Raw genomic sequence first — 22,326 nt, forward strand, 5'->3', positions numbered from 1 at the left:
CCCACGCAGAGCATGGGAACGATCATGCAAACCCAATCACCCCTTCCCCATGCATCTGCCGCAACAATGCCGTGCCACTCGCCATAAACTCCGGCGATCCAACGGCCCCCGCCTCCACTGCCAGCCCTTCCAACTGCGCCTGCCCGTCCAGCTCGGGAAATGCCTCGATCCGCTGCAACAACCGCCACGCCAGGGGGCTCAGCTCGGAAAATTTCACACTCCAGTCCTCGGCTCGACGCACCAGCAGCAAAGTCGGTTGAGCCGGTGGCGCTTCCGGTTGATGATCCGGCCCCACCAACTGCACCGGCCAGGCATAAGCCAACGGCCACGCCAACGGTGACACCAGCAACGGTCGCGCCAGAATCAACGCCACATCACTCGGCGGCAACGGCTCCGCTTCGGACTGTTGCAACGCCATTTCGACCCACTCGTAATGCGCCAGCTCCACCATGAACGGAGGCCACTCGCGCTCACCTAACGCCTGCGGTCCGGAGGCCAGGAACTCGACAAACTCCTGGGCGATTTCGCCGAATTTCGGGGTACGCGCACGACAGTCCCGCAGGAAGATCCGTACCAGCGAACGCCAGCGCTCATCACCGAGAATCTTGATCAGCACCGGAAAGGTCCCGCTAAGCAATAACGACAGGTTGGAAAAAATCAGGTCGCGGTAAACCTGTGCCCGCGCCACATCCATCCCGGCTGGCGGCGCGCAATGGTCCGGGTCACGCAGGTACAGACCCAATGTGTTTTGCTGGTCAAACAGGCCTGGCTTATCCACGGTTCACCCCCTCGGCCTGCAAGCGACGAATAGTCTGCAATTCAGTCACCAGTTCAGTGAATGCGGGGAAGTTGAAATCCCGCTCCAGCAATGTCGGTTGCGCGCCAAACCGGGCGTAGGCCTGGGCCAGCAACGACCAGACCACCGGTTTCACCGACGCGCCATGGGTGTCGATTTTCAACGTGTCGGACTCATCGAAGTGCCCGGCCACGTGCATCGCCACCACCCGGCCCGAATCGATGCCGGCCAGAAAGGTCTGCGGATCGAAGCCATGGTTGATCGAGTTGACGTAGACATTGTTGACGTCCAGCAACAGGTCGCAATCGGCTTCACGCAACACCGCGTTGGTGAACGTCACTTCGTCCATATCCTGCTGCGGCGCGGCGTAGTAGGAGACGTTTTCCACCGCCAGGCGCCGGCCGAGAATGTCCTGGGCCTGGCGAATTCGCGCGGACACGTGGTGCACCGCTTCTTCGGTAAACGGCAACGGCAACAGGTCGTAAAGGTGACCGTCATCGCTGCAATAACTCAAGTGCTCGCTGTACAGCGGCACGTTGTAGTGATCGAGGAACACCCGCACTTCCTGCAAAAACCCGACGTCCAGCGGTGCCGGCCCACCCAGCGACAGCGACAAGCCGTGGCAAGACAACGGAAAACGCTCGGCCAGGGCCCGCAGCGCATGGCCATGGGCGCCGCCGATGCCGATCCAGTTTTCCGGCGCAACTTCCAGGAAATCGAAATCGCCGGTACGGGCGGCCTGGAGGTCCTTCATTAATCCGCGACGCAAGCCAAGCCCGACGGTCGCTTTCGCTGAGGTGATGGGGGTCTGCATGGTGTCGATCTCAAGGGTTGCCAGTACGGAGTCACAGTTAACCGAAGCGATGTATCGGGGCTGTGTTCCGGTCCGGCAGAACATCGTGGCGGTTGTATCGCCGACGGGCCTGTACACACTCCGGTACAGACCCTTCGGCAGGCGTTACGCCAGGTCGTATTTCTCGCGTACCAGATGGCCGATGCCGATGCGATCGAGCACGTTCATCGGGCACAGGAAGGTCACGCGCACGGTGCCCGGCAGGCGGCTGATATCGATCGAGCCGGTGATGGTCGCGCGGTTGAGCACTTCGTCATACGGCAAACCGGTGACCGAAGCGGCACGTTTCAAGCCGTTCTCGACGGCGACGTTGAGGTTCTCGCCGCTGCCGATAAAGGTGATCGGCCCGCTCTGCTCGATTTCATGCTGACCCCAGCGCTCGCCCAGTTCGCGGACGTTCTGCCGTTGTTGGCCATTCATGGGCCGGGCCATCGGCGGCAGATCGTCGAGGTTTTGCAGGAGGATCGGCCCGTCCAGGGTCAGGTTCTTCACCACTTGCACCACCACCTCGGTTTCCCCGGAGCAGTCGGTGGCGTGCCCTGCGATCTCGCCGTTGCCTTGCTGGGCATGCATGTCGCCCATGTACACACCGGCCCCCGGCACTTTCACCGGACAGATCAACACGCAGCCTTCGCGGATCGAGTTGGTGTCCATGTGGCCGTCGGTCTTGGCCGCGTGCAGCTCTTCGCGGGTCATGCCGAAACGGTGTGGGGCGTTGATCAGGTATTGGCCGAAATCGGCGCAGTTGTGCGAATCGGGCAAGTCACGGGACGGCGTGGTGCCGATGTTTCCGAGGAACGGGCGCATGTGCGCGGCAACCCCGGGGATGTCGGCACGGGCCAGAGACAGGATCGAATGCTGGGCGGCGAATTCCGGCAGCGCCGACATTTCAGAGGCATTGCCGGCCAGTCGGTTGGCGACGTCCTGGTTGACGGTCAGGCTGACCTGATTCTGTGCATCGAACACAATCACGTAGCCATGGCTGAAGCGAAACGCACTGACCTCGGCGCCGCAGTTGTTACAGCGAATCGACTCCTCGCCAATGCCTTCGACATGACTGGCCGGGTGGTCGGTGCCGCACTTGGAGCAAAATTTGGCGACAAACGGGTCGCCGTTGTAGCGCCCCTCAACAAAGCTCATGACCCCGGACGACGTCGCCAGCGAGGTGACGCGCATGCTCTTGATCTTGATCGCCACGGCGTCGCCGATTTCCGCGCCAGCGATGGCCACCGGTTGCGTCACTTCGTGGCCGCCCTCGAAGGCGGGCGTGATCATCGGGCCCCAGCAACCCGGCGGTGTGCCGGTGATCAGGGTGCCGCCGTCGGCGAGCGGGCCGAGCATCGGCTGGCTGGGGCCAATGAGACCGTTGGTGTACTGATCGACGCGCAGATGGTTGACGGGAGCGGATTTCAGGTCGGTTTCAGGCACGAGCGTGGTCATTATTGTTCCCTTCACGGAGTCACGAGCAAAGACGGCCGCCTGTTGCGACGACCCTGAAAAGTGCCTCGACAGCCCCGGATTTCGGGCGCTGGTTAGCCTTTACAGTTCATCGCAGGTTTGTATCTGGTCTGTGTTCGGTGGGAGCCGCGAATGAAGTGGAATGTATCGGGACGGCGGCTGGATACAGTGCGATACACATCGCCAATCCTTGTAGGAGCGAGGCTTGCCCGCGAAGACGGAGTGTCAGGCAATACTTTTGTCGACTGACACGGCGACTTCGCGGGCAAGCCTCGCTCCTACAGGGGATTTGTGTCGGCCAGGGGAATGGCGCTTTCGTCGCTTCAGGCCGCCGCGCACCCGGCTCGGACTAAACTTATTGCACGCGGGACGTGCACAGCGTCCTGTTCATTTCCACGACCACCGCCCAGAGGTGTACGCCTCGATAAACAAGGCCTCTGGACCGTGATCCTGCTGAAGGAGCACATGTGATGGACGAGGCCAGACTCAATGACTTCATGGGCAAACTGGTGAACGACATGGGCGGCGCGGCGATGCTTGCCAACGTCATCCTCGGCGAAGAGCTCGGCCTGTACCGGGCCATGGCCGACAGTCAGCCGATCACCCCTGAAGCACTCGCCGACAAGACCGGCTGCAACCCCCGCCTGCTGCGCGAATGGCTCAGCGCCCACGCCGCGTCCGGTTACATGGAACACGAGGGCGGCCAGTTCCGCCTGCCCGAAGAGCAAGCCCTGGCGCTGGCGATCGAAGATTCGCCGGTCTATATCGCCGGCGGTATCGGGGTGGTCGCGTCGTTTTTCCATGACAAGGACAAACTGGTCAACGCCATGCGCGGCAACGGCGCCCTGGCCTGGGGCGATCACCATCCGTGCATGTTCAGCGGCACGGAGCGGTTCTTCCGCCCAGGGTACAAAGCGCACCTGATCGCCGAGTGGCTGCCGGCCCTGGAAGGCGTGGTCGCCAAATTACAGGCGGGCGCCAAAGTCGCCGACATCGGCTGCGGACACGGCGCCTCCACGGTGATCATGGCCCAGGCGTTCCCGGACTCGCGGTTCGTCGGCTTCGACTACCACGCACCGTCCGTCACCGTCGCGACCCAGCGCGCCGAAGAAGGCGGCGTGTCCGGGCGTGCGCGGTTCTTTCAGGGCACGGCGAAAAGCTTCCCCGGCGACGACTATGACCTGATCTGCTATTTCGACTGCCTGCACGACATGGGCGACCCGGTGGGCGCGGCGAAACACGCCTATGACGCTCTGAAACCGGACGGCACGGTGCTGCTGGTGGAACCGTTCGCCAACGATTCGCTCGACGACAACGTCACCCCGGTTGGCCGGCTGTTCTACGCCGCCTCGACCTTCATTTGCACGCCGAACTCGCTGTCCCAGGAAGTCGGCCTTGGGCTCGGCGCTCAGGCGGGTGAAGCGCGGTTGCGCAAGGTCTTCACCGAAGCGGGGTTCAAGACTTTCCGGCGGGCCACGGAAACGCCGTTCAACCTGATTCTGGAGGCGCGAAAATAACCACGCCGCTCACGGGCTCGCATTCGGCAGGTTGGCAAGTGCTACGCTGCAAACACTCAAGAGACCCGGAGTGTTGAACATGCTTGACCGCCGCATCCGCGAACAACTCGACCGGCTCCAGCAGCTGATGGCCGAGCAGCCGTTCATGGTCCTGACCGGCGCCGGCATCAGCACCCCGTCGGGCATTCCAGACTACCGCGACAACGAGGGCGTTCGGCGTGGCCGGCAACCGATGATGTATCAGGAGTTCCTGTCGGCCCCGGAATCACGGCGCCGCTATTGGGCGCGGGCGATGCTCGGCTGGCCGCGCGTGCGCCAGGCTCAACCGAACGTGGCCCACGAAGCCCTGGCCAGTCTGCAAAGCAGCCGGCAGATCAGCGGGCTGATCACTCAGAACGTCGACACCTTGCACGATCAGGCCGGCAGCCATGATGTGATCGAACTTCACGGCAGCTTGCACCGGGTGCTGTGCCTGGACTGCGGACAACGCAGCGAGCGGGATTCGATCCAGCACCTGATGGAGGCGCAGAATCCCTATCTGACCGGGGTCGATGCGGTGCAGGCGCCGGATGGCGACACGTTGCTGGATCCGGCGTTCGAGGCGCGGTTCCAGGTGCCGCATTGCCCGCATTGCGCGGGTGAGCGGATGAAGCCGGACGTGGTGTTTTTTGGCGAGAACGTCGCGCAGGTGACGGCGGCCAAGGCCATGGCGGCGGTGGAACAGGCGGCGGGATTGTTGGTGGTGGGCTCTTCGTTGATGGCGTATTCGGCGTTTCGCTTGTGCCGGGTGGTGGCGGATCAGGGCAAGCCGTTGATGGCGATCAATCTGGGCAAGACCCGGGCAGATGACCTCCTGGATATGAAGATTGAGGCCTCGTGTGAACAGCTGTTGCCCTTGCTGGCACAGCACCTCTCCCCCTCATCACCCTAAACCCCTGTAGGAGCGAAGCTTGCTCGCGAAGGCGTCGTGTCAGTCGACTTCAATGTTGAAGGTGCCGGCCTTTTCGCGGGCAAGCCTCGCGCCTACAGGGGATTGTGATCAGGGCATGGACACTCGCTCGCCCAGATTCTCGGCTTTGAGGATATCGAACAACGCCTGCGCCGCCGCCGACAGTTCCACTCCTGGCTTGGTCAGCACCCCGATCGCCCGCTCCACCACCGGGTCGCGCAAGGTAATGCACCGTGCGCCCAACTCGCGCATCTGCCCGGCGCACAGGGCTGGCACGGCGCTGACGCCCAATCCGCTGGCCACCATCCTTCCGACTGTCGCCAACTGATGGCTTTCAAACTCCACCGGCAATTTCATCCCCCGGGCCTGCAAGTGTTCTTCCAGCATCACCCGTACCGTCGACGGACGCTGCAAGGTAATGAACGGTTCCTGGAGCAACGTCTGCCAATCAATGTCGTGCCGTTGCGCCAAGGGAGAGTCGTCCGGTACCACGGCAACGAAACGGTCCATATACAACGGCGTGAATGCCAGCGATGAACTCTGCGACGGCTCAAACGCCACCCCCAGCTCCACCTGCCGGTCGCGCACCATTTCCAGCACTTGCTCGTTGATCACGTCGTTCACCGTGACGTTGACCTTGGGATAACGGGCGCGAAAAGTCTTGAGGATCGGCGGCAGCAGATTGCCGGCAAACGACGGCATTGCCGCCAGGGTCACGCGCCCGCGCTGGAGGGTGAAACGCTGGCGCAGTTCATCCTCGGCGTTGTCCCAGTCCGCAATCAGCCGGCGAGCCAGGGGCACCAGGGATTCGCCTTCCGCCGTCAACGCCACATTACGTGTGTTGCGGGTGAATAGCCGGCCGCCCAGCCCCTCCTCCAGCGCTTTGATGGTCAGGCTCAAGGCCGATTGCGACAGGTGCAACCGCTCGCAGGCCACGGCGAAACTCAGGCTCTGGGCCACGGCCAGGAATGCGCGGATCTGCTTGACTGTCATGGGCGCGGGCTCCAACGTATTAAAGATAAGTGATTGGTGAGTTTTATCTATCAATCAACCTTAAAAATCAACTTAACAAATAAATCATCCAGCGAGACACTCCTACCCCATACGGCTAGCCAGCCGCCCACAAAGAATAAAAGAGGTGCATATGGCAGGTTTCGACAAGCGCGTGAGTTCCTATGAGGAAGCTCTGGCAGGTCTTGAAGACGGCATGACTGTGATCGCCGGCGGCTTCGGCCTGTGCGGAATCCCGGAAAACCTGATCGCCGAGATCAAGCGCAAGGGCACCCGTGACCTCACCGTGGTTTCCAACAATTGCGGCGTCGATGGTTTCGGCCTCGGCGTGTTGCTGGAAGACCGGCAGATTCGAAAAGTGGTGGCCTCCTACGTCGGTGAGAACAAACTGTTCGAAGACCAACTGCTCAAAGGCGAAATCGAAGTCGTCCTGACCCCGCAAGGCACCCTCGCCGAAAAAATGCGCGCTGGCGGTGCCGGCATCCCCGCTTTCTTCACCGCCACCGGCGTTGGCACTCCGGTTGCCGATGGCAAGGAAGTGCGCGAATTCCATGGCCGCAAGTACCTGATGGAAGAATCCATCACCGGTGACTTCGCCATCGTCAAAGGCTGGAAAGCCGACCACTTCGGCAACGTGATCTATCGCCACACCGCCCAGAACTTCAACCCGCTGGCCGCCACTGCCGGCAAGATCACCGTGGTCGAAGTCGAAGAAATCGTCGAACCCGGCGAGCTGGAACCGTCGCAGATCCACACCCCAGGCATCTACGTCGACCGAGTCATTTGCGGCACGTTCGAGAAGCGCATCGAACAGCGCACCGTGCGTAAGTGATCCCCCAGCCCCCGGACCTGAAGGAAAAATAACAATGGCACTTTCCCGCGAACAAATGGCTCAACGCGTCGCCCGCGAAATGCAGGACGGCTTTTACGTGAACCTGGGCATCGGCATTCCGACCCTCGTTGCCAACTACATCCCTGAAGGCATGGAAGTCATGCTCCAGTCGGAAAACGGCCTGCTCGGCATGGGCCCCTTTCCTACTGAAGAAACCATCGATGCCGACATGATCAACGCCGGCAAACAAACGGTGACCGCGCGTATCGGCGCGTCGATCTTCTCATCGGCCGAGTCCTTCGCGATGATTCGCGGGGGTCATGTCGACCTGACCGTGCTGGGCGCCTTTGAAGTCGACGTGCAAGGCAACATCGCCTCGTGGATGATCCCCGGCAAACTGGTCAAGGGCATGGGCGGCGCCATGGACCTGGTGGCCGGCGCGGACAACATCATCGTCATCATGACCCACGCGTCCAAGGACGGTGAGTCCAAGCTTCTGTCCAAATGCAGCCTGCCGCTGACCGGCGCCGGGTGCATCAAGCGTGTGCTGACCGACCTGGCTTACCTTGAAATCGAAAATGGCGCGTTCATTCTCAAAGAACGTGCGCCGGGCGTCAGCGTCGAAGAGATTGTCGCCAAGACCGCCGGTAAACTGATCGTGCCGGATCACGTTCCGGAAATGCAGTTCGCTGCCCAGTGAGGAATTCTTCCATGCAAGACGTCGTTATTGTTGCCGCCACCCGAACCGCCATCGGCAGTTTCCAGGGCTCGCTGGCCAATGTGTCCGCCGTTGACCTCGGTGCCGCGGTGATCCGTCAGCTGCTGGCGCAAACCGGCCTGGACGTTGCTGAAGTCGATGAAGTGATCATGGGCCAGGTGTTGACCGCCGGTGCCGGGCAGAACCCGGCGCGCCAGTCCGCGATCAAGGCCGGCCTGCCGTTTACCGTGCCGGCGATGACCCTGAACAAGGTCTGCGGCTCGGGTTTGAAAGCCTTGCACCTGGCCACTCAGGCGATCCGCTGCGGCGACGCCGAGGTGATCATTGCCGGCGGCCAGGAAAACATGAGCCTGTCCAACTACGTCATGCCCGGAGCCCGCACTGGCCTGCGCATGGGTCACACTCAAATCGTCGACACCATGATCAGCGACGGCCTGTGGGATGCGTTCAACGATTACCACATGGGCATCACCGCCGAGAACCTGGCGGACAAGTACAACCTGACCCGCGAGCAACAGGACGCCTTCGCCGCGGCCTCGCAGCAGAAAGCCACGGCTGCCATCGAAGCCGGGCGTTTTGTCGATGAGATCACACCGATCCTGATCCCGCAGCGCAAGGGCGATCCGCTGTCCTTTGCCACCGATGAGCAACCGCGTGCCGGCACCACCGCTGAAGCGCTGGGTAAACTGAAACCGGCCTTCAAGAAGGACGGTTCGGTGACCGCCGGTAACGCCTCGTCCCTGAACGACGGTGCTGCCGCCGTGATCCTGATGAGCGCCGACAAAGCCAAGGCCTTGGGTCTTCCAGTGCTGGCGAAAATTGCCGCTTACGCCAACGCGGGCGTCGACCCGGCAATCATGGGCATCGGCCCGGTCTCGGCCACGCGCCGTTGCCTGAGCAAGGCTGGCTGGTCCATCGACCAATTGGACCTGGTCGAGGCCAACGAAGCCTTCGCCGCGCAATCCCTGGCGGTGGCCAAGGACCTGGAATGGGACTTGAACAAGGTCAACGTCAACGGCGGCGCCATCGCCCTCGGTCACCCGATCGGTGCGTCGGGCTGCCGGGTGCTGGTGACCCTGCTGCACGAAATGATCAAGCGCGACGCCAAGAAAGGCCTCGCCACCTTGTGCATTGGTGGTGGTCAGGGCGTGGCTTTGGCGATCGAACGGGCGTAAAGCGTTCAACAGACTGCGCGGGGACCCACGAAGAACCGCGCGGTCTGGTAACACCCCCGGTGTTCCTGCGTTGCAGGCTTTTGTGGCGAGGGAGTTTTGCTCCCGCTGGGTTGCGAAACAGCCCCTAAATCCCGGCAATTGTCGAAGATTTTGCGAGCGCTTCGCGCTCGAGCGGGAGCAAGCTACCTCGCCACAGTCAGTATCTGTATGGGCTGACAGTCATCAGAAGCACCGGGTTCTTTTTTGCCCCAGCCTTCAGGCAAATCTCACCAGATTCAGCGTGGGCAACGGGCCGCCCGGAAAACCGCGTTATCGTTCATCGCGAGCAGGCTCGCTCCCACAGGGTTTTGTGTTCACCGCAGATCCACTGTGGGAGCGAGCCTGCTCGCGATGAGGCCGGCCCAGTCACCCCAAAAATTGCAAGATCAACCAGCTATTCGCCCCACTGATCACCCCAAACAACCCCCACGCCAACACCCGCGTCGGCCAGCGATTCACAAACGGTCCCATCAATTTGTGATCGTTGGTCATGCGAATCAGCGGGTACAACGCAAACGGCAACTGCAGACTCAACACCACCTGACTCAACACCAGCAACTTGCCGATCGCATTGTCACCCATCAGCCAGACGCCGATGAACGCCGGGATCAACGCCAGCCCCCGGGTAATCAGCCGTCGTTGCCAGCAGGGAATCCGCAGGTTCAGATAGCCTTCCATGATCACCTGACCCGCGATGGTCCCGGTAAACGTCGAGCTCTGCCCGGACGCCAGCAAGGCCACGCCAAACAACACACTGGCCAAGGCGCCGCCCACCAGCGGGTCGAGCAAGTGATAGGCGTCCTGGATGTCCACCACATCGGTATGCCCGCTCTGATGAAAGGCCGCCGCGGCGAGGATCAGGATCGCCGCATTGACCAGCAGCGCCAACGCCAGAGAGCCAATGGTGTCGATCCGCGCCAGTTTGACCGCGTCCTGCTTGCTGGCCAGGTCCTTGCCGATCATTCGGGTCTGTACGATCGAGGTGTGCAGGTACAAGTTATGCGGCATCACCGTGGCCCCGAGGATGCCAATGGCCAGGTACAGCGGCGCGGCATCGCCAATGGCAGACAGGGACGGGGTAAACCCACGGGCGACGTCCGGCCAGTACGGCTTGATCAGCAGCAACTCGACGAAGAAGCACACGCCGATGGTGCTCACCAGCACCAGCATGATCGCTTCCAGGCGGCGGAAACCACGGTTTTGCAGGGCCAGTACCAGCAGCGTGTCAAACGCGGTCAGCGCGATGCCGACAGTCAGCGAACAGCCCAGCAGCAAGTGAAAGGCCAGTGCGCAACCGAGCACTTCCGCCAGATCGGTGGCGATGATCGAGATTTCCGCCAGCACCCATTGAGTCCGCGCGGTCCGTGTGCTGTAGCGCTCCCGGGACAGCTGCGCCAGATCGCGGCCGGTGGCGATGCCCAGGCGCGAACACAGACACTGCACCACCATCCCCGCCAGACTCGCCAGCAGCACCACGAACAACAGGCTGTAACCAAAACGCGAACCGGCCTCGATGGCGGTCGCCCAGTTGCCCGGATCCATGTAGCCGATGGACACCAGCAAGCCAGGACCGGCAAAGCGCAGCATGCGTTTGAAAAATGAAGCGTTGGGATCAACTGCAACGCTGCCCGCCACTTCCGGCGGGCAAAATGGCGCAGTGCCAACCTTGGGCAAACTGAATTTCACGGACACATCCGTCGACAGTTGGAAAAGCGCAGCTTAGACGTTTCAGCCCCTGCGCCCAAGGGGCAAATGCCCGGGTATCAGGCGCCGTGGCGGCGGAAGAACAAGGTCACCTGGCCCAATTCAACACCAAACTTGGTCATGGCGGAGCGATTGGCCATGGTGTTTTCGTCCAGCAAGTACATCCAGTCGTCGAAATGCACCTGGTAGACCTTGTCGTCCACCGGCAGGCTCAGTTCATAGCGCCAGTGCAGCGCGTTGCCGGCGACCTCACCGCGAGACTCGCCGACCACATCGCCGGCCGTACCGCGCCAACGGCCAGGGCCGTCCGGGTACAACGTCCAGACACGGGTCTGCTTCGTGCCGTCGCTGTAGGTAAAGGCTTCATGCATGATCAGGTTCTGACCGTCCATTCGGCTGTTGATCAGCACATGAAAGCGTTTGACCACCTCGCCCGAGCGCTTCTGGAACATTCCCCAGCCATCCACTCGGCCGACGAAGAACCCGGGTAGATCGAGCTTGGGGTTTTGCTCGCTGTAATGCTGCACATCGACGCTGCAACCCGCCAGGCAGACGCACAACACCAGCAGCAGATTTTTCAACATGTCATGCACCTCAAGGCTTGGCGCTGCCCAGCAACTGCTGGCGCAACTCCGGATTACGTGTACGTGGGTCGAGCCAGATATCGAAAAAGGCCCGGGCGAATTGCGGGTCTTTCACTTCGTGTTGCGGCTGCTGGCCGACAAAGAACCGCGCGCCCTGCCCCGGCAAATAAACGCCGGTAATGCGCATGCCGGCTTTTACGTCGACGAACGACTGTTGCATCTGCACCTTCCAGCGCTCGAGTTGCTCGGTGCTGACCGAGGCGCCGGACAACCGCTTGATTTCATCGACACTGGCCTGCACCAAATCATCGCGGGAAATGCTGCGCTGATAGATCAGCTCCAAGGCAAACGGCTGATCTGGTGCCAAAGGCCGGGCCGCACTCCAGAGCCGAGCGTTGTAGACATCGAATCCGAACACCCGAAACTCGCCGGCACCGATGATCTGCGCGCCGGGCAATGCCTCCTGCCAATTGGCCAAGGCCTGGGTGCATGACAATCCCAGCAACAACACACCGTGATACAGGCGCAACCGGAGTCTGTTCATCGCGTTTTTTCTCACCATGGGCATCTGTTAAAAACTTATACGCAAAGCTACGTTTTGTACAATTATTTGAGTTGCAAGTTTTGTATACAAAACCCCCTCATTCCTAGAGAAATCCTGCGTCCGCAGTGCTAACGTTGGCGCCTCACTCAGGTCGGAGACGTGTGCGTGCTGATGCTCAAGCTGCTGGTGATTCCAGGCTTCCTCTTGTTGATTTCCCTGGCTGGCAAACGCTGGGGCCCCAGCGTGGCCGGTTGGCTGTCGGGATTGCCGGTGGTGGTCGGGCCGATTCTGTTCTTCCTTGCCATCGAACAAGGCCAGGTGTTCGCCGCTCAATCAGCGACGGCGGCGTTGTCGGCGATGTCCGCGATGATTGCCTTCTGCGTGACCTACGCCCAAGTCGCTCAACGGGCAGGATGGCCATGGGCGTTGACCATTTCACTGCTGGTCTGGTCCGCCGTGGCCGTGGTGCTCTCGCTGATACCCCCCTCGCTGATGTTCTCGGTGATCGCGGCCGCCACCGCGCTGCTGGCGGCGCCGTACCTGTTTCCCAGTGTGCAACCCATCGTTACAGGCCCGGCGCCGAAGTCCGACAGACTGCTGCTGCGCATGATGGCCGGCGCCCTGCTCACCCTCGCCGTGACCTTACTCGCCAGCACCGTCGGCGAAGGCTGGAGCGGTTTGCTCGCGGTGTTCCCGGTACTCGGCAGCGTGATGGCGGTGTTTTCCCAGCAAACCCGCGGCCCGGCGTTTACGGCAGCATTGCTGCGGGCGACGGCGACCGGCATGTATTCGTTCGCGGCGTTTTGCCTGGTGTTGGCGCTGGCGTTGCCCGACATGGGCATGAGCGCCTTTGCCCTCGGTGTTGCGGTGTCCGTGGGGATGTTGGGCATAACCAGGCGCTTGCTGGCGCGACCGATCAACTCGACGACCGAGACTGGACGATCAGCGATCAAACGCTAAGCTCCTTCACATCCAGAGGGTCAGGATGTCGCCCGCTACGTGCTGAAGGAACAGACATGAGTCTCGCATCGTCCCTCGTCCGTCCCCCCCACTCAGCCACCGCCGTTGGCGTGATCGCGATAGTTCTCTGGTCCTGCCTCGCGCTGTTGACCACCCTCACCGAAGGCATTCCGCCCTTTGAACTGCTGACACTGAGCTTCGGCATAGCGTTTGTGGCGAGCCTGGTGATTCTGGGTCGGCGCGGGCTCGCCGGCTTCAGTAGCTGGCGACAGCCCTGGGCGGTATGGGTGACCGGGTTCGTGGGCATTTTCGTTTATCACGCGCTGTATTTTTTCGCGCTCAAAGTAGCCCCGGCGGCCGAAGCCAGTCTGATCAACTACCTGTGGCCGCTGTTGCTGGTGCTGCTCTCGGCGTTCTCGGCCGGAGAAAAGCTGCACAAACGGCAAATGCTCGGCGCACTGCTGGGGCTGGCCGGCACCGCGTTCATCATGCAACAACACGGCCCGGAGGCTGGCGCCTCGATGCCCATCGCCGGTTATCTCGCGGCCTTCGGCTGTGCGGTGATCTGGGCCGGTTACTCGGTGATCAACCGACGGTTCAACAACGTGCCCAGCAGCATCATCGGCGGGATCTGCGGTATGTCGGCCGTGTCCGGTCTGATTTGCCATCTGGCCTTCGAAACCACGGTACTGCCTGATCCCGGCCAATGGACCGCGATTGTGGTGCTTGGCCTCGGGCCGGTCGGGTTGGCATTTCTTGCCTGGGACCACGCCACCAAACACGGCAGTCTGGCGACGCTGGGGGCGCTTTCCTATCTGGCACCGTTGATATCGACGTTATTGCTGCTTGCCGTGGGACGCAGCCAGGCCGGTCCGATCCTGATCATCCCTGCCGTGTTGATCATCGCGGGGGCGGTGATCGCCACGTCGAGCGCAAGCGATAGAGTGCCCGCAACACGTTCAATTGTTCCGAACGAGTAAAGCTGCCGAACCCGATGAACGTTGCCCTGCTACTTGAAGCGTCTGGCTACGCGCATTACATCCTCGGCGAGAACGGCCTGGCGGCCGACCCGAACGTCAAGCGTCTGTCCGATGAAATCAGCGCCCGCCCGGGCGCCCAGCGTGCGCAGGATCTGAAGGAGAAATGGGTGTTCAAGGCCGAGTTCAACGAAGAAACCCGTCATAACTGTTTGCGCAAAATCAGGCCTGAGACTGTGGCGAGGATGGTTTTCGGCAGCTGCTACAAATCGTGTTCCATGGGATGATTGCGGCGAATGCGCGATCATCCCTGGAGTTTCCGAATGTCATTGTTGAGTAAAAAAGCCGTTGTCCTGTTACTGACGGCGGCCGCCAGCCTGGGGGCGTTGAATGCCTCTGCCGCCAAGGCCACCGCCAGCGATAAAGCGCCCGCGCAAGTGGTCTCGATGCTCGGCGGCAAGTTCAAGTTCACCCTGCCCAAGGGCTTCATCGCCAACCCGCTCCCGGCCGGCGACGCGGCTACCGGTACAGCCGGGGCAACGGGCACCATGTACACCAACCAGACCACCAAAACCGTCGTAATCGCCGCTGAAAACACCATCCCCGGTGGCGCCAACGTCAAGGATAACGACGGTCCGTTCCTCGACTCCGCAGCGGCCGACTTCGCCTCAGAACAAGCCAAGGCGCTGCCGGACTTCACCAAACTCAGCGAAAAAAGCCTGACGCAGAAAGGCACCGGTCTGGGCTTGCGGCAGATCGACAGCACCGCCACCCAGGGCGGCGGCAAAACCCTCGACACCACAGTGATGGCCGCGTCCAACACGCGCATGGCGATCGTTCAGGTGATTTCCCGCCTCAGCGACAACGGCGGCCACGAGACGCTGGTCAAGCAGATCGTCAGCGGCAAATAAGCTTCAAGGGTTGAGGCGCTGCAACCAGGCGCTCAAATCCTGCATTTCGGTGGCACTGATGCTGTGACCGACACCGGGGTAGGCATGAAATTCAGGCTTGAGAGACAGGCTCTGTAACAGGCTGTTGGCCTCGGTGCCGTCGATGTACGGCAAGCGTTTGTCTGCCGTGCCATGACCGATGAAGATCGCCAGCTTCTGGCGTTTTTCATCCGGTTTGAGTTCGGATTTCAGCACCGGCAGAATCCGCCCGCTCAGCGCCGCAATCCCGCCAACGGCTTCGGGATGACGCAGCGCCACCTCGTAGGACATGATCGCGCCCTGGCTGAAACCCACCAGGAAGACCTTGTCGGGTTCGGTGTGATACTTCTTCGCCGCCTGTGCAATGAAGTCCAGCAGCACCTGGCCGCTGGCCTTCAGATCATCGGTCTCACCGTTGTAGGCAGCGTTGCCCTTCTCGCGAAACCACTTGTAACTGCCCTCCTCCATCACCATCGGTGCCCGCACTGACAGGAAGGTGTATTGCGCAGGCAATTGATCCTTGATATCGAACAGGTCCTGCTCGTTACTGCCGTAACCGTGGAGGAAAATCACCAGGGGCTGGTGGCGGGACTCGGGATGGGCCTGCTCAAGGTATTTGAGCGGCAGATCAGTGTGCAGCGGGGGTTCAGCGTGGACGGTGGCCGAGGCCAGCAGCGTCAGCAGAGCGAGAAACTTCAACATAAACCTTCCTTCACAAGTGCAGGATTCGGGGGGAGCCTAACACTGTGCGCACAGCAAGGGGATTTGTGGCGCTGTTGATGCCGTCTTCGCGAGCAGGCTCGCTCCCACAGTGGACGTGTGTCGCACATCAAACCTGTGGGAGCGAGCCTGCTCGCGAAGAGGCCTTTGGCAATGGCGACAACCCTCAGTCGTTAACCAGTTTCCCCACCCGAATCACCTCACGCCCCGCCACCTTCGCCTGCCACGTCCCCGGCTGCGTATACCGCCCGCGATCAATCGCAAACAACACACCGCTGGTCCCGGCGCGCACGGTTGTCACGCGGTCGCTCAGCGGATCAACCACCTCAAACAGCGCATCGCCCTTCTCCACCCACTCACCCGAATCACGCAGAAAACTGACGACACCGTGATGCGGTGCAAACAGGTATTCGGTGCCCTCGAACGGCATGCCTTCACAGCACTCGCTGGGTGCCGCAGGCCAGGTGCCCGTGATGAAGCCCTGCTCGGCGAGGAACCCCAGGATCGCCTCGCAATTGGCCTGGGCCTGATCGACTCGCGTATCGCCCATGCTGCCCAGTTCCAGCGTCGTCGCCAGATTGGCCGGGGGAATCGCCGCCTCGGGGAAGGCCCGCGCCAGGCGCAGCCACGGCGACGAGCAGGACTCATCGAATGAACTGCCGCCGGAGTCTTCACAGAGCAACGCCACCCCGGCCTTCAGACGCGCGGCCAGGGATTGCCACCGCGGCCAGTGTTGTGGCAACGCATACAAATGAATGGCCGCGTCGAAATCGCAATGCAGGTCCAGCGTGATGTCAGCCTCGCAGGCGTGCCGCAGCAGCAGGCGGTGCATGGCTTCCAGCTGCGAAGCCGGTGCCGGCAAGTCGTCGAGGACTTGGCCCATGGTCTGGCGAATCAGCGCGATGTTGGCCTGCGCATCTTGACCCAACTGGTCGCCAATCAATGCGGCCACCGGGGTGCTGAGTTCAACGAAGGCGCGGTTGAAGTTCTTGCCGCTGCCCAGCTCGAAGCGCCCCATATGGCTGCCTTGCAGGTGCTGGTCAAGACCGATCGGATTGGCCACCGGCACCAGCTCGATCACGCCCTGCAACTGGCCCTGGGTTTCGAGTTCGGCCAGGCGTTTCTTCAGCTCCCAGGCTGTGCGCATACCGGGCAACTCGTCAGCGTGCAGGCTGGCCTGGATGTAAACCTTGCGAGGACCCGCGCCGTAACGAAACACGCTGAGGGTGCGTTCGGTGCCCAGGTGGCTCCAGGGCAGAGGATGGTCGATGCGTTGCATGGTCACTCCTGAATGGCTGAACGGCGAAAATCACCTGTGGGAGCGAGCCTGCTCGCGAAAACGGTGGGTCAGTCAACATAAATGCAGCTGAACGACCGATTTCGCGAGCAGGCTCGCTCCCACAAGGGATTTCATTTCAACACAGAGAGGGCATAAAAAATGGCAACCGCGTCAACGGTTGCCACTTTTTTGAACGGCGTGATTACTGGCCGTAAACGTCAAAGTCGAAGTACTTGTCTTGCACTTGCTTGTACTTGCCGTTGGCGCGGATTTCGGTGATGGCGGTGTTGAATTTGTCGGCCAGCGCAGTATCGCCCTTGCGCACAGCGATACCGGCGCCGCCGCCGAAGTACTTGGCGTCTTCGTAGGTCGGGCCGACGAAAGCGAAGCCTTTACCGGCGTCGGTTTTCAGGAAACCGTCGTCCAGGTTGACCGAGTCGGCCAGCAGCGCGTCTACGCGACCGGACACCATGTCCAGGTTGGCTTCCTGCTGGGAGCCGTAGCGAACCAGGTTGATACCGGCCGGAACCAGCACTTCGGTGGCGAAGCGGTCGTGGGTACTGGCGCGCAGCACACCGACTTTCTTGCCCTTGAGTTCGGTCAGTGGGTCCTTGATGTCGGTGCCTGCCTTCATCACGAAACGGGCCGGGGTGTGGTAGTACTTGATGGTGAAATCGACGTTCTTCTTACGATCGTCAGTGATGGTCATGGACGACAGGATCGCGTCGATTTTCTTCACTTTCAGTGCCGGGATCAGGCCATCGAATTCTTGCTCGACCCAGGTGCACTTCACTTTCATCTGCTCGCACAGCGCGTCGCCGATATCGACGTCGAAACCGGTGAGTTTACCGTCAGGGGTTTTCATCGAGAATGGCGGGTAACCGGCTTCGATACCAATGCGGATCGGCTTGGCGTCATCGGCCACGGCGGTCAGGGACAACATCGACAGTGCCAAGGCACCAAACATCACTAGCTTCTTCATTTATAACTCCTGTGTGCGGAGGCTTTTATTGGCAGCTTTCGAATGACTTTCGGTCGGTGAAGATCGAAGTGGCCGGCAGTCTAGAATGGCTTCTAATGGGCAAATTGTTTTTAAGCGACAAATACTTATAGAAACGTGGCTGCTCCATTCAAAGCCCTTGAAGCGTGCGCCAAGGCGGTGCAAGGACTGTAGGACAAGCCCTTTTTTCAGACAAAACCTACACGCAAAAACTACAGAGAGTACCGATGCCCACCTTGAATCTGATCCAGCACCACCCCGCCGAAGGTCCAGGCGCCATTGCCAATTGGGCAGCGTCCAGAGGGGTGACGCTGAACATCTTTCGCGCCGACCTCGGCCAGTTACCGCCGGTTAGCGCGGCGCCCGTGATCGTGCTGGGCGGACCTTATGAATCCAACGCCGGGCCGGCGTGGCTGGAAGCAGAACGGCAGTGGCTGGCGGCCAGCCTGGATCAGGGCGCGGCGGTGTTTGCGATTTGTCTGGGGGCGCAGTTGCTGGCGCTGAGCCTGGGTGGAAACGTGCGGCGGATGGATCGGTCCGAAACCGGCTGGACCACCGTGACGTTCGTCGATGGCCGGACGCTGAAGGTGCTGGAGTGGCACGAAGACGCAATCGACTTGCCGCCTGATGCGCAAGTGCTGGCCAGCAGCGATCAATGTGAACAGCAGATGTATCGCGTGGGGCCGACGCGGGTGGGCTTGCAGTTTCATCCAGAGTGGAATGCGGAGTCGGTGGCCATGCTCAATGCGCACTTTGGAGAGGAGTCGCCGTTGCCTCGGGGGCAACAGGACAGCGCCGCCCATGCAGCCGTGTTCGAATGGTTGCAGGCAACGCTGGATGGGTGGTGGGCAGCGTGCTCAAGCAGTCGCTGAACTAAGGATTGACGGGCTCCTGTGGCCAGTGAGCCTTTGTGGCAACGGAGCTTTTGTGGCGAGGGAGCTTGCTCCCGCTGGAGTGCGAAGCGCTCCCAAAAAATCTTCGACAATTGGCAAGATTGCGGGGCTGCTGCGCAACCCAGCGGGAGCAAGCTCCCTCGCCACGATGGTTCAGCGCTGTCTGAATGTCAGCATTCGCAGCCGATGACGGTGGTGGCAGGCTGTCGCACTGCAACACTCAACTCAAGCCCCTCATCCAGCCACCCGGTCACGCCGCCGATCATCTCCTTGACCGGGTAACCCAGCGCCGCCAGCTTCACCGCCGCCTTGTGCACACCGTTACAGTGCGGCCCGGCGCAATAGACCACAAACAAGGTGGACGTCGGGTAACCCGCCAGGCTCTCGGCGGTGAGCAGGCGTCCGGGAATGTTGATCGCGCCGGGCACATGCCCGCGTTCGAACGCTAACGGTCCGCGAACGTCCACCAGGACAAAATCCACATCGCCGGCCTGTTGGCTGCTGTACACGTCGGAACAATCGGTTTCAAAGGTCAGACGGTTGCTGAAGTGCATCAGGGCAATGGCCGAAGGGGCTGCGGGAATGGCGCGGACCTGGCTGGTCATGGGCTGTACTCCAAAGTCTTGAGTGGGTATGAGAAGACTTTATCCGCCCGACGCTTGCGGCTACAGTGGCGCACAAGACACTTACCGGGAACTTTCCGCCAAATGCAACCGAACCCTGGATTGGTCGCGATTCTGGTCTACGACGGCCTCTGTACGTTCGAATTCGGCATCGCCGTGGAGATCTTCGGCCTGGCGCGGCCGGAGTTCGACTTCCCTTGGTACGAGCATCGTATCGTCGCCGTGGATCAGGGCCCGATGCGCGCCATGGGCGGGATTCAGGTGCTGGCCGATGGCGGCATGGAACTGCTCGAAGAGGCCCGCACGATCATCATTCCCGGCTGGCGTGATCGCAACGCGCCGGTACCGGAACACGTGCTCGCCGCCCTGCGCCAGGCGCATGCGCGGGGAGCGCGGTTGCTGTCGATCTGCTCCGGTGTGTTTGTGCTGGCGGCGACCGGCCTGCTGGACGGTCATGGCGCCACCACCCATTGGCGCTATGCCGCTGAGTTGGCCGAACGTTTTCCGAACATTCGGGTGGACCCGGATGTGCTCTATGTCGATTCCGGTCAATTGATCACCTCGGCGGGCAGCGCGGCGGGGATCGATGCGTGCCTGCACCTGGTGACGCGGGACTTAGGCACGCAGGTTGCCAACTCAGTGGCGCGGCGCCTGGTGATGTCGCCGCAACGCACCGGCGGTCAGGCGCAGTTTATTCCTACGCCCGTCAGCCCGACGCCGCGCAGCGATTTGTCCCGTGTCATGCAGTGGGCACGGGAACGCTTGCACGAACCGCTGGAGGTTCGCGAACTGGCGAGCGAGGCGGCCATGAGTGAACGCACGTTCCTGCGTCGGTTTACCGAGGCCACCGGCATGCCGCCCAAGGCGTGGTTGCAGCATGAGCGGCTGGCGCGGGCGAAGGAGTTGCTGGAGAGCACCGGGCAAAACACCGACCAGATTGCCGCGCAGTGTGGGTATCGCTCGGTGGAAAGCTTTCGCGTGGCGTTTCGTGGGGTGGTGGGCGTGCCGCCGTCAGTCTATCGGGAGCGGTTTGGGCGTGGGGTCAAAGCCATTATTTGAGGTGCGGTTGAGGGCCTCTTCGCGGGCAAGCCTCGCTCCTACAAAGGCGACGCAATACCTGTAGGAGAGAGGCTTGCCCGCGAAGACATCAGCTCAGGCACCGTTTACCTCAAGGCTTGCGCAACAGGTAAGTATCCATAATCCACCCATTCGCCACCCGCGCCGCCTTGCGCACCCGCTCAATCTCCGGCGCCACGTCCTTGAGCTTGCCGCTGATCAGGATTTCATCCGGCGTCCCCAGATACGCGCCCCAGTAAATCTCCGTCTCCTGATCCGCCACTTGATGGTAGGAATCCTCGGCATCAAGCATCACCACGAGGCTGTCGGCATCGCTCACTTGCCCCGCTGCCAGCCGTCGGCCGGTGGTGATTTCAATTGAGCGGCCGATGCGATTCAGCGGTACCTTGTGCTGCGCCGCCAGCGCCTGAACGCTGGTGATACCGGGGATCACGTCATACTCGAACGCACAACGGCCCGAGGCCAGGATTGCCTGCAAAATCCGCAGGGTGCTGTCGTACAACGCCGGATCGCCCCACACCAGAAAACCGCCGCACTGGCCGTCGGACAGTTCCTCATTGATCAGCCGCTCGAAGGTCTGCTGCTTGGCGAGGTTCAGATCGTCGACACTGGTCTTGTAGTCCACCTCCCCGCGCTCGCGTTCCGGGCTATGGGCTTGGACGAAGCGGTAGTCGTGACCGGTGATGAAGCGCTCGCAGATCTCACGGCGCAGGTCGATCAATTTGTCCTTGCTCTGGCCCTTGTCCATCAGGAAAAACACGTCGACGAGGTTCAGCGCCTTCACGGCCTGCATTGTGATGTAGTCAGGGTTGCCGGCGCCGATGCCGATGACCAGCAGCTTCTTCATCAAATTTCTCCTTCAAGCAAGCGCAGGCGCCAGCGGCCGGTGAACCGCAACTCGACGGCCGACAACGGTTCGACGTCGATCAGGTTGAATGCCTTGGCCTGCAACACCTGCGTCAGTGCTGCGCGAATGACAAAGGGATGGGTGATGGCAAGGACATGCCCCGGTGTTGCCACAAGGGCCTGGAGCCACTGCGCCACGCGTTCACAGAGTTGCGCGACCGACTCACCGCCATGGGGCGCCGAGGTCGGATCATCTAGCCAGGTTTGCAGTGCCTCGGGTTCGGACTTTTGCAGGTCATTGATCCGCACCCCGCTCCACCGTCCGAAGTCACAATCCCTCAGTGCCGAAACGATTTCAACGTCATTGCCAAACAACTCGGCGGTCTGCTGCGTGCGCAACTCCGGCCCACAGAGCACCCGTGGCGCCCCCTCGAACTGACCGCTGCGCGAACCCTTTGCCAATTGGCCATAAAATTCCAACGGCTCATTCGTAGGAAAACTCGCCAATTTTTGTGCGACTGTTCGCGCGTGGCACATCAGGGTCAAACGGGTTGCCTGCACGGTTTATCACCCTGTCGATGAAATGGAAAACGACTCGATGCCGCCGATAATCACGCAATTGTGCCGCAAGACGCTTGATCCAGGGCGTTTCGTTTGCATCAGTACCGACGCGACGCGAGCTTGTTTAACCCATTAAGTTAGGCAATCTCTGACACCCGTGTGGGCGATGGACTACAAAGCCAGTCGACTTCCGTGTAGCCCTCAGCGCACGGGCTTTTCGCCCCATTTTGGGGCCTTAAAAAACCACGGAAAAATTCGCTAGACATGTAGCATGCGCTACA

23 protein-coding genes and 1 pseudogene are annotated in these 22,326 nt (G+C 61.3%); 11 read left to right on the forward strand and 13 right to left on the reverse strand.

From position 1 onward, the window contains the following. Window positions 1–22: 22 nt before the first annotated feature. The 3 genes from JIO00_RS17960 to JIO00_RS17970 form a co-directional block, all read right to left on the reverse strand. A complete protein-coding gene (locus tag JIO00_RS17960) occupies window positions 23–778 on the reverse strand; it encodes an HvfC family RiPP maturation protein (protein ID WP_200666502.1) in 756 nt (251 codons plus the stop codon). Continuing rightward, the gene (locus JIO00_RS17965) at window positions 771–1,610 is read right to left on the reverse strand and encodes an HvfB family MNIO-type RiPP peptide maturase (protein ID WP_200666503.1); all 840 of its coding nucleotides are present in this window, start codon (window positions 1,608–1,610) and stop codon (window positions 771–773) included. The genes JIO00_RS17960 and JIO00_RS17965 overlap by 8 nt, the downstream gene beginning before the upstream one ends. Window positions 1,611–1,754: 144 nt before the next feature. Further along, the gene (locus tag JIO00_RS17970; RefSeq protein ID WP_200666505.1) at window positions 1,755–3,089 is read right to left on the reverse strand and encodes an acetamidase/formamidase family protein; all 1,335 of its coding nucleotides are present in this window, start codon (window positions 3,087–3,089) and stop codon (window positions 1,755–1,757) included. 488 nt (window positions 3,090–3,577) lie between these two features. Between JIO00_RS17970 and JIO00_RS17975 the strand changes: the two genes are divergently transcribed. Both JIO00_RS17975 and JIO00_RS17980 read left to right on the forward strand, forming a co-directional pair. Beyond that, entirely contained in the window at window positions 3,578–4,624 is a 1,047-nt protein-coding gene (locus JIO00_RS17975; RefSeq protein ID WP_010455519.1) for a class I SAM-dependent methyltransferase, read from the forward strand. Between the two features lie 79 nt (window positions 4,625–4,703). Beyond that, window positions 4,704–5,555: an NAD-dependent protein deacetylase gene (locus JIO00_RS17980; protein ID WP_200666507.1), complete on the forward strand. Its 852-nt coding sequence runs from the start codon at window positions 4,704–4,706 to the stop codon at window positions 5,553–5,555. Between the two features lie 108 nt (window positions 5,556–5,663). Here the strand turns inward: JIO00_RS17980 and JIO00_RS17985 are convergent, their stop codons facing one another. After that, window positions 5,664–6,566, reverse strand: a complete 903-nt coding sequence (locus JIO00_RS17985; RefSeq protein WP_102595014.1) for a LysR family transcriptional regulator — start codon at window positions 6,564–6,566, stop codon at window positions 5,664–5,666. A gap of 151 nt (window positions 6,567–6,717) precedes the next feature. Here JIO00_RS17985 and JIO00_RS17990 point away from each other — a divergent pair, with 151 nt between their 5' ends. The 3 genes from JIO00_RS17990 to JIO00_RS18000 are packed head-to-tail and all read left to right on the forward strand — an operon-like array spanning window position 6,718 to window position 9,309. Then, window positions 6,718–7,416 (forward strand): CoA transferase subunit A, encoded by a 699-nt coding sequence (locus JIO00_RS17990; RefSeq protein ID WP_010455522.1) that lies wholly within the window; start codon window positions 6,718–6,720, stop codon window positions 7,414–7,416. Window positions 7,417–7,450: 34 nt separating this feature from the next. Then, window positions 7,451–8,116 carry a CoA transferase subunit B gene (locus tag JIO00_RS17995; protein WP_010455523.1) on the forward strand — a complete coding sequence of 222 codons (666 nt, stop codon included), beginning with the start codon at window positions 7,451–7,453 and terminating at the stop codon, window positions 8,114–8,116. A gap of 11 nt (window positions 8,117–8,127) precedes the next feature. Next, window positions 8,128–9,309, forward strand: coding sequence for an acetyl-CoA C-acetyltransferase (locus JIO00_RS18000; RefSeq protein WP_200666509.1), 1,182 nt, complete (start codon window positions 8,128–8,130; stop codon window positions 9,307–9,309). A gap of 405 nt (window positions 9,310–9,714) precedes the next feature. Here the strand turns inward: JIO00_RS18000 and JIO00_RS18005 are convergent, their stop codons facing one another. The 3 genes from JIO00_RS18005 to JIO00_RS18015 form a co-directional block, all read right to left on the reverse strand. Continuing rightward, a complete protein-coding gene (locus JIO00_RS18005) occupies window positions 9,715–11,034 on the reverse strand; it encodes an Nramp family divalent metal transporter (RefSeq protein ID WP_010455525.1) in 1,320 nt (439 codons plus the stop codon). Between the two features lie 77 nt (window positions 11,035–11,111). Continuing rightward, the gene (locus JIO00_RS18010) at window positions 11,112–11,636 is read right to left on the reverse strand and encodes a DUF3833 domain-containing protein (protein WP_010455527.1); all 525 of its coding nucleotides are present in this window, start codon (window positions 11,634–11,636) and stop codon (window positions 11,112–11,114) included. Window positions 11,637–11,646: 10 nt separating this feature from the next. Beyond that, window positions 11,647–12,180, reverse strand: coding sequence for a chalcone isomerase family protein (locus JIO00_RS18015; RefSeq protein WP_010455529.1), 534 nt, complete (start codon window positions 12,178–12,180; stop codon window positions 11,647–11,649). Between the two features lie 165 nt (window positions 12,181–12,345). Here JIO00_RS18015 and JIO00_RS18020 point away from each other — a divergent pair, with 165 nt between their 5' ends. From JIO00_RS18020 to JIO00_RS18035, 4 genes and pseudogenes are all read left to right on the forward strand, one after another. Further along, entirely contained in the window at window positions 12,346–13,140 is a 795-nt protein-coding gene (locus tag JIO00_RS18020) for a hypothetical protein (RefSeq protein ID WP_145308255.1), read from the forward strand. A 56-nt stretch (window positions 13,141–13,196) separates the two neighbouring features. Next, complete coding sequence (gene yddG / locus JIO00_RS18025; RefSeq protein WP_200666511.1) at window positions 13,197–14,120, forward strand: aromatic amino acid exporter YddG; 924 nt, start codon at window positions 13,197–13,199, stop codon at window positions 14,118–14,120. Between the two features lie 41 nt (window positions 14,121–14,161). Continuing rightward, window positions 14,162–14,349 (forward strand): annotated as a pseudogene (locus tag JIO00_RS29860) (glutathione S-transferase family protein); the annotation flags it as partial. A gap of 91 nt (window positions 14,350–14,440) precedes the next feature. Next, window positions 14,441–15,028, forward strand: a complete 588-nt coding sequence (locus JIO00_RS18035) for a hypothetical protein (protein WP_010455538.1) — start codon at window positions 14,441–14,443, stop codon at window positions 15,026–15,028. 3 nt (window positions 15,029–15,031) lie between these two features. On the opposite strand, the gene JIO00_RS18040 is transcribed toward JIO00_RS18035, so the two are convergent. From JIO00_RS18040 to JIO00_RS18050, 3 genes are all read right to left on the reverse strand, one after another. Next, entirely contained in the window at window positions 15,032–15,748 is a 717-nt protein-coding gene (locus tag JIO00_RS18040) for an alpha/beta hydrolase (RefSeq protein WP_145308252.1), read from the reverse strand. A gap of 184 nt (window positions 15,749–15,932) precedes the next feature. Continuing rightward, window positions 15,933–17,045: a succinylglutamate desuccinylase/aspartoacylase family protein gene (locus tag JIO00_RS18045; RefSeq protein WP_102595347.1), complete on the reverse strand. Its 1,113-nt coding sequence runs from the start codon at window positions 17,043–17,045 to the stop codon at window positions 15,933–15,935. Between the two features lie 202 nt (window positions 17,046–17,247). After that, window positions 17,248–18,027 carry an ABC transporter substrate-binding protein gene (locus JIO00_RS18050; RefSeq protein ID WP_077749081.1) on the reverse strand — a complete coding sequence of 260 codons (780 nt, stop codon included), beginning with the start codon at window positions 18,025–18,027 and terminating at the stop codon, window positions 17,248–17,250. A 245-nt stretch (window positions 18,028–18,272) separates the two neighbouring features. Here JIO00_RS18050 and JIO00_RS18055 point away from each other — a divergent pair, with 245 nt between their 5' ends. After that, the gene (locus tag JIO00_RS18055) at window positions 18,273–18,917 is read left to right on the forward strand and encodes a type 1 glutamine amidotransferase (RefSeq protein WP_077749080.1); all 645 of its coding nucleotides are present in this window, start codon (window positions 18,273–18,275) and stop codon (window positions 18,915–18,917) included. A 191-nt stretch (window positions 18,918–19,108) separates the two neighbouring features. On the opposite strand, the gene JIO00_RS18060 is transcribed toward JIO00_RS18055, so the two are convergent. Then, window positions 19,109–19,543 (reverse strand): rhodanese-like domain-containing protein, encoded by a 435-nt coding sequence (locus JIO00_RS18060; RefSeq protein ID WP_200666512.1) that lies wholly within the window; start codon window positions 19,541–19,543, stop codon window positions 19,109–19,111. A gap of 102 nt (window positions 19,544–19,645) precedes the next feature. Here JIO00_RS18060 and ftrA point away from each other — a divergent pair, with 102 nt between their 5' ends. Then, entirely contained in the window at window positions 19,646–20,620 is a 975-nt protein-coding gene (gene ftrA / locus JIO00_RS18065; protein ID WP_010455550.1) for a transcriptional regulator FtrA, read from the forward strand. Between the two features lie 109 nt (window positions 20,621–20,729). On the opposite strand, the gene cobF is transcribed toward ftrA, so the two are convergent. Together cobF and JIO00_RS18075 are read right to left on the reverse strand one after the other, a co-directional pair. Continuing rightward, window positions 20,730–21,485, reverse strand: a complete 756-nt coding sequence (gene cobF, locus JIO00_RS18070; RefSeq protein WP_145308246.1) for a precorrin-6A synthase (deacetylating) — start codon at window positions 21,483–21,485, stop codon at window positions 20,730–20,732. Next, window positions 21,485–22,045 (reverse strand): histidine phosphatase family protein, encoded by a 561-nt coding sequence (locus JIO00_RS18075; RefSeq protein ID WP_169858090.1) that lies wholly within the window; start codon window positions 22,043–22,045, stop codon window positions 21,485–21,487. The genes cobF and JIO00_RS18075 overlap by 1 nt, the downstream gene beginning before the upstream one ends. Window positions 22,046–22,326 lie beyond the last annotated feature (281 nt).

This window comes from Pseudomonas sp. SW-3 (genome assembly GCF_016615645.1).
In the GTDB taxonomy this organism is placed as follows: Bacteria; Pseudomonadota; Gammaproteobacteria; order Pseudomonadales; family Pseudomonadaceae; genus Aquipseudomonas; species Aquipseudomonas mandelii.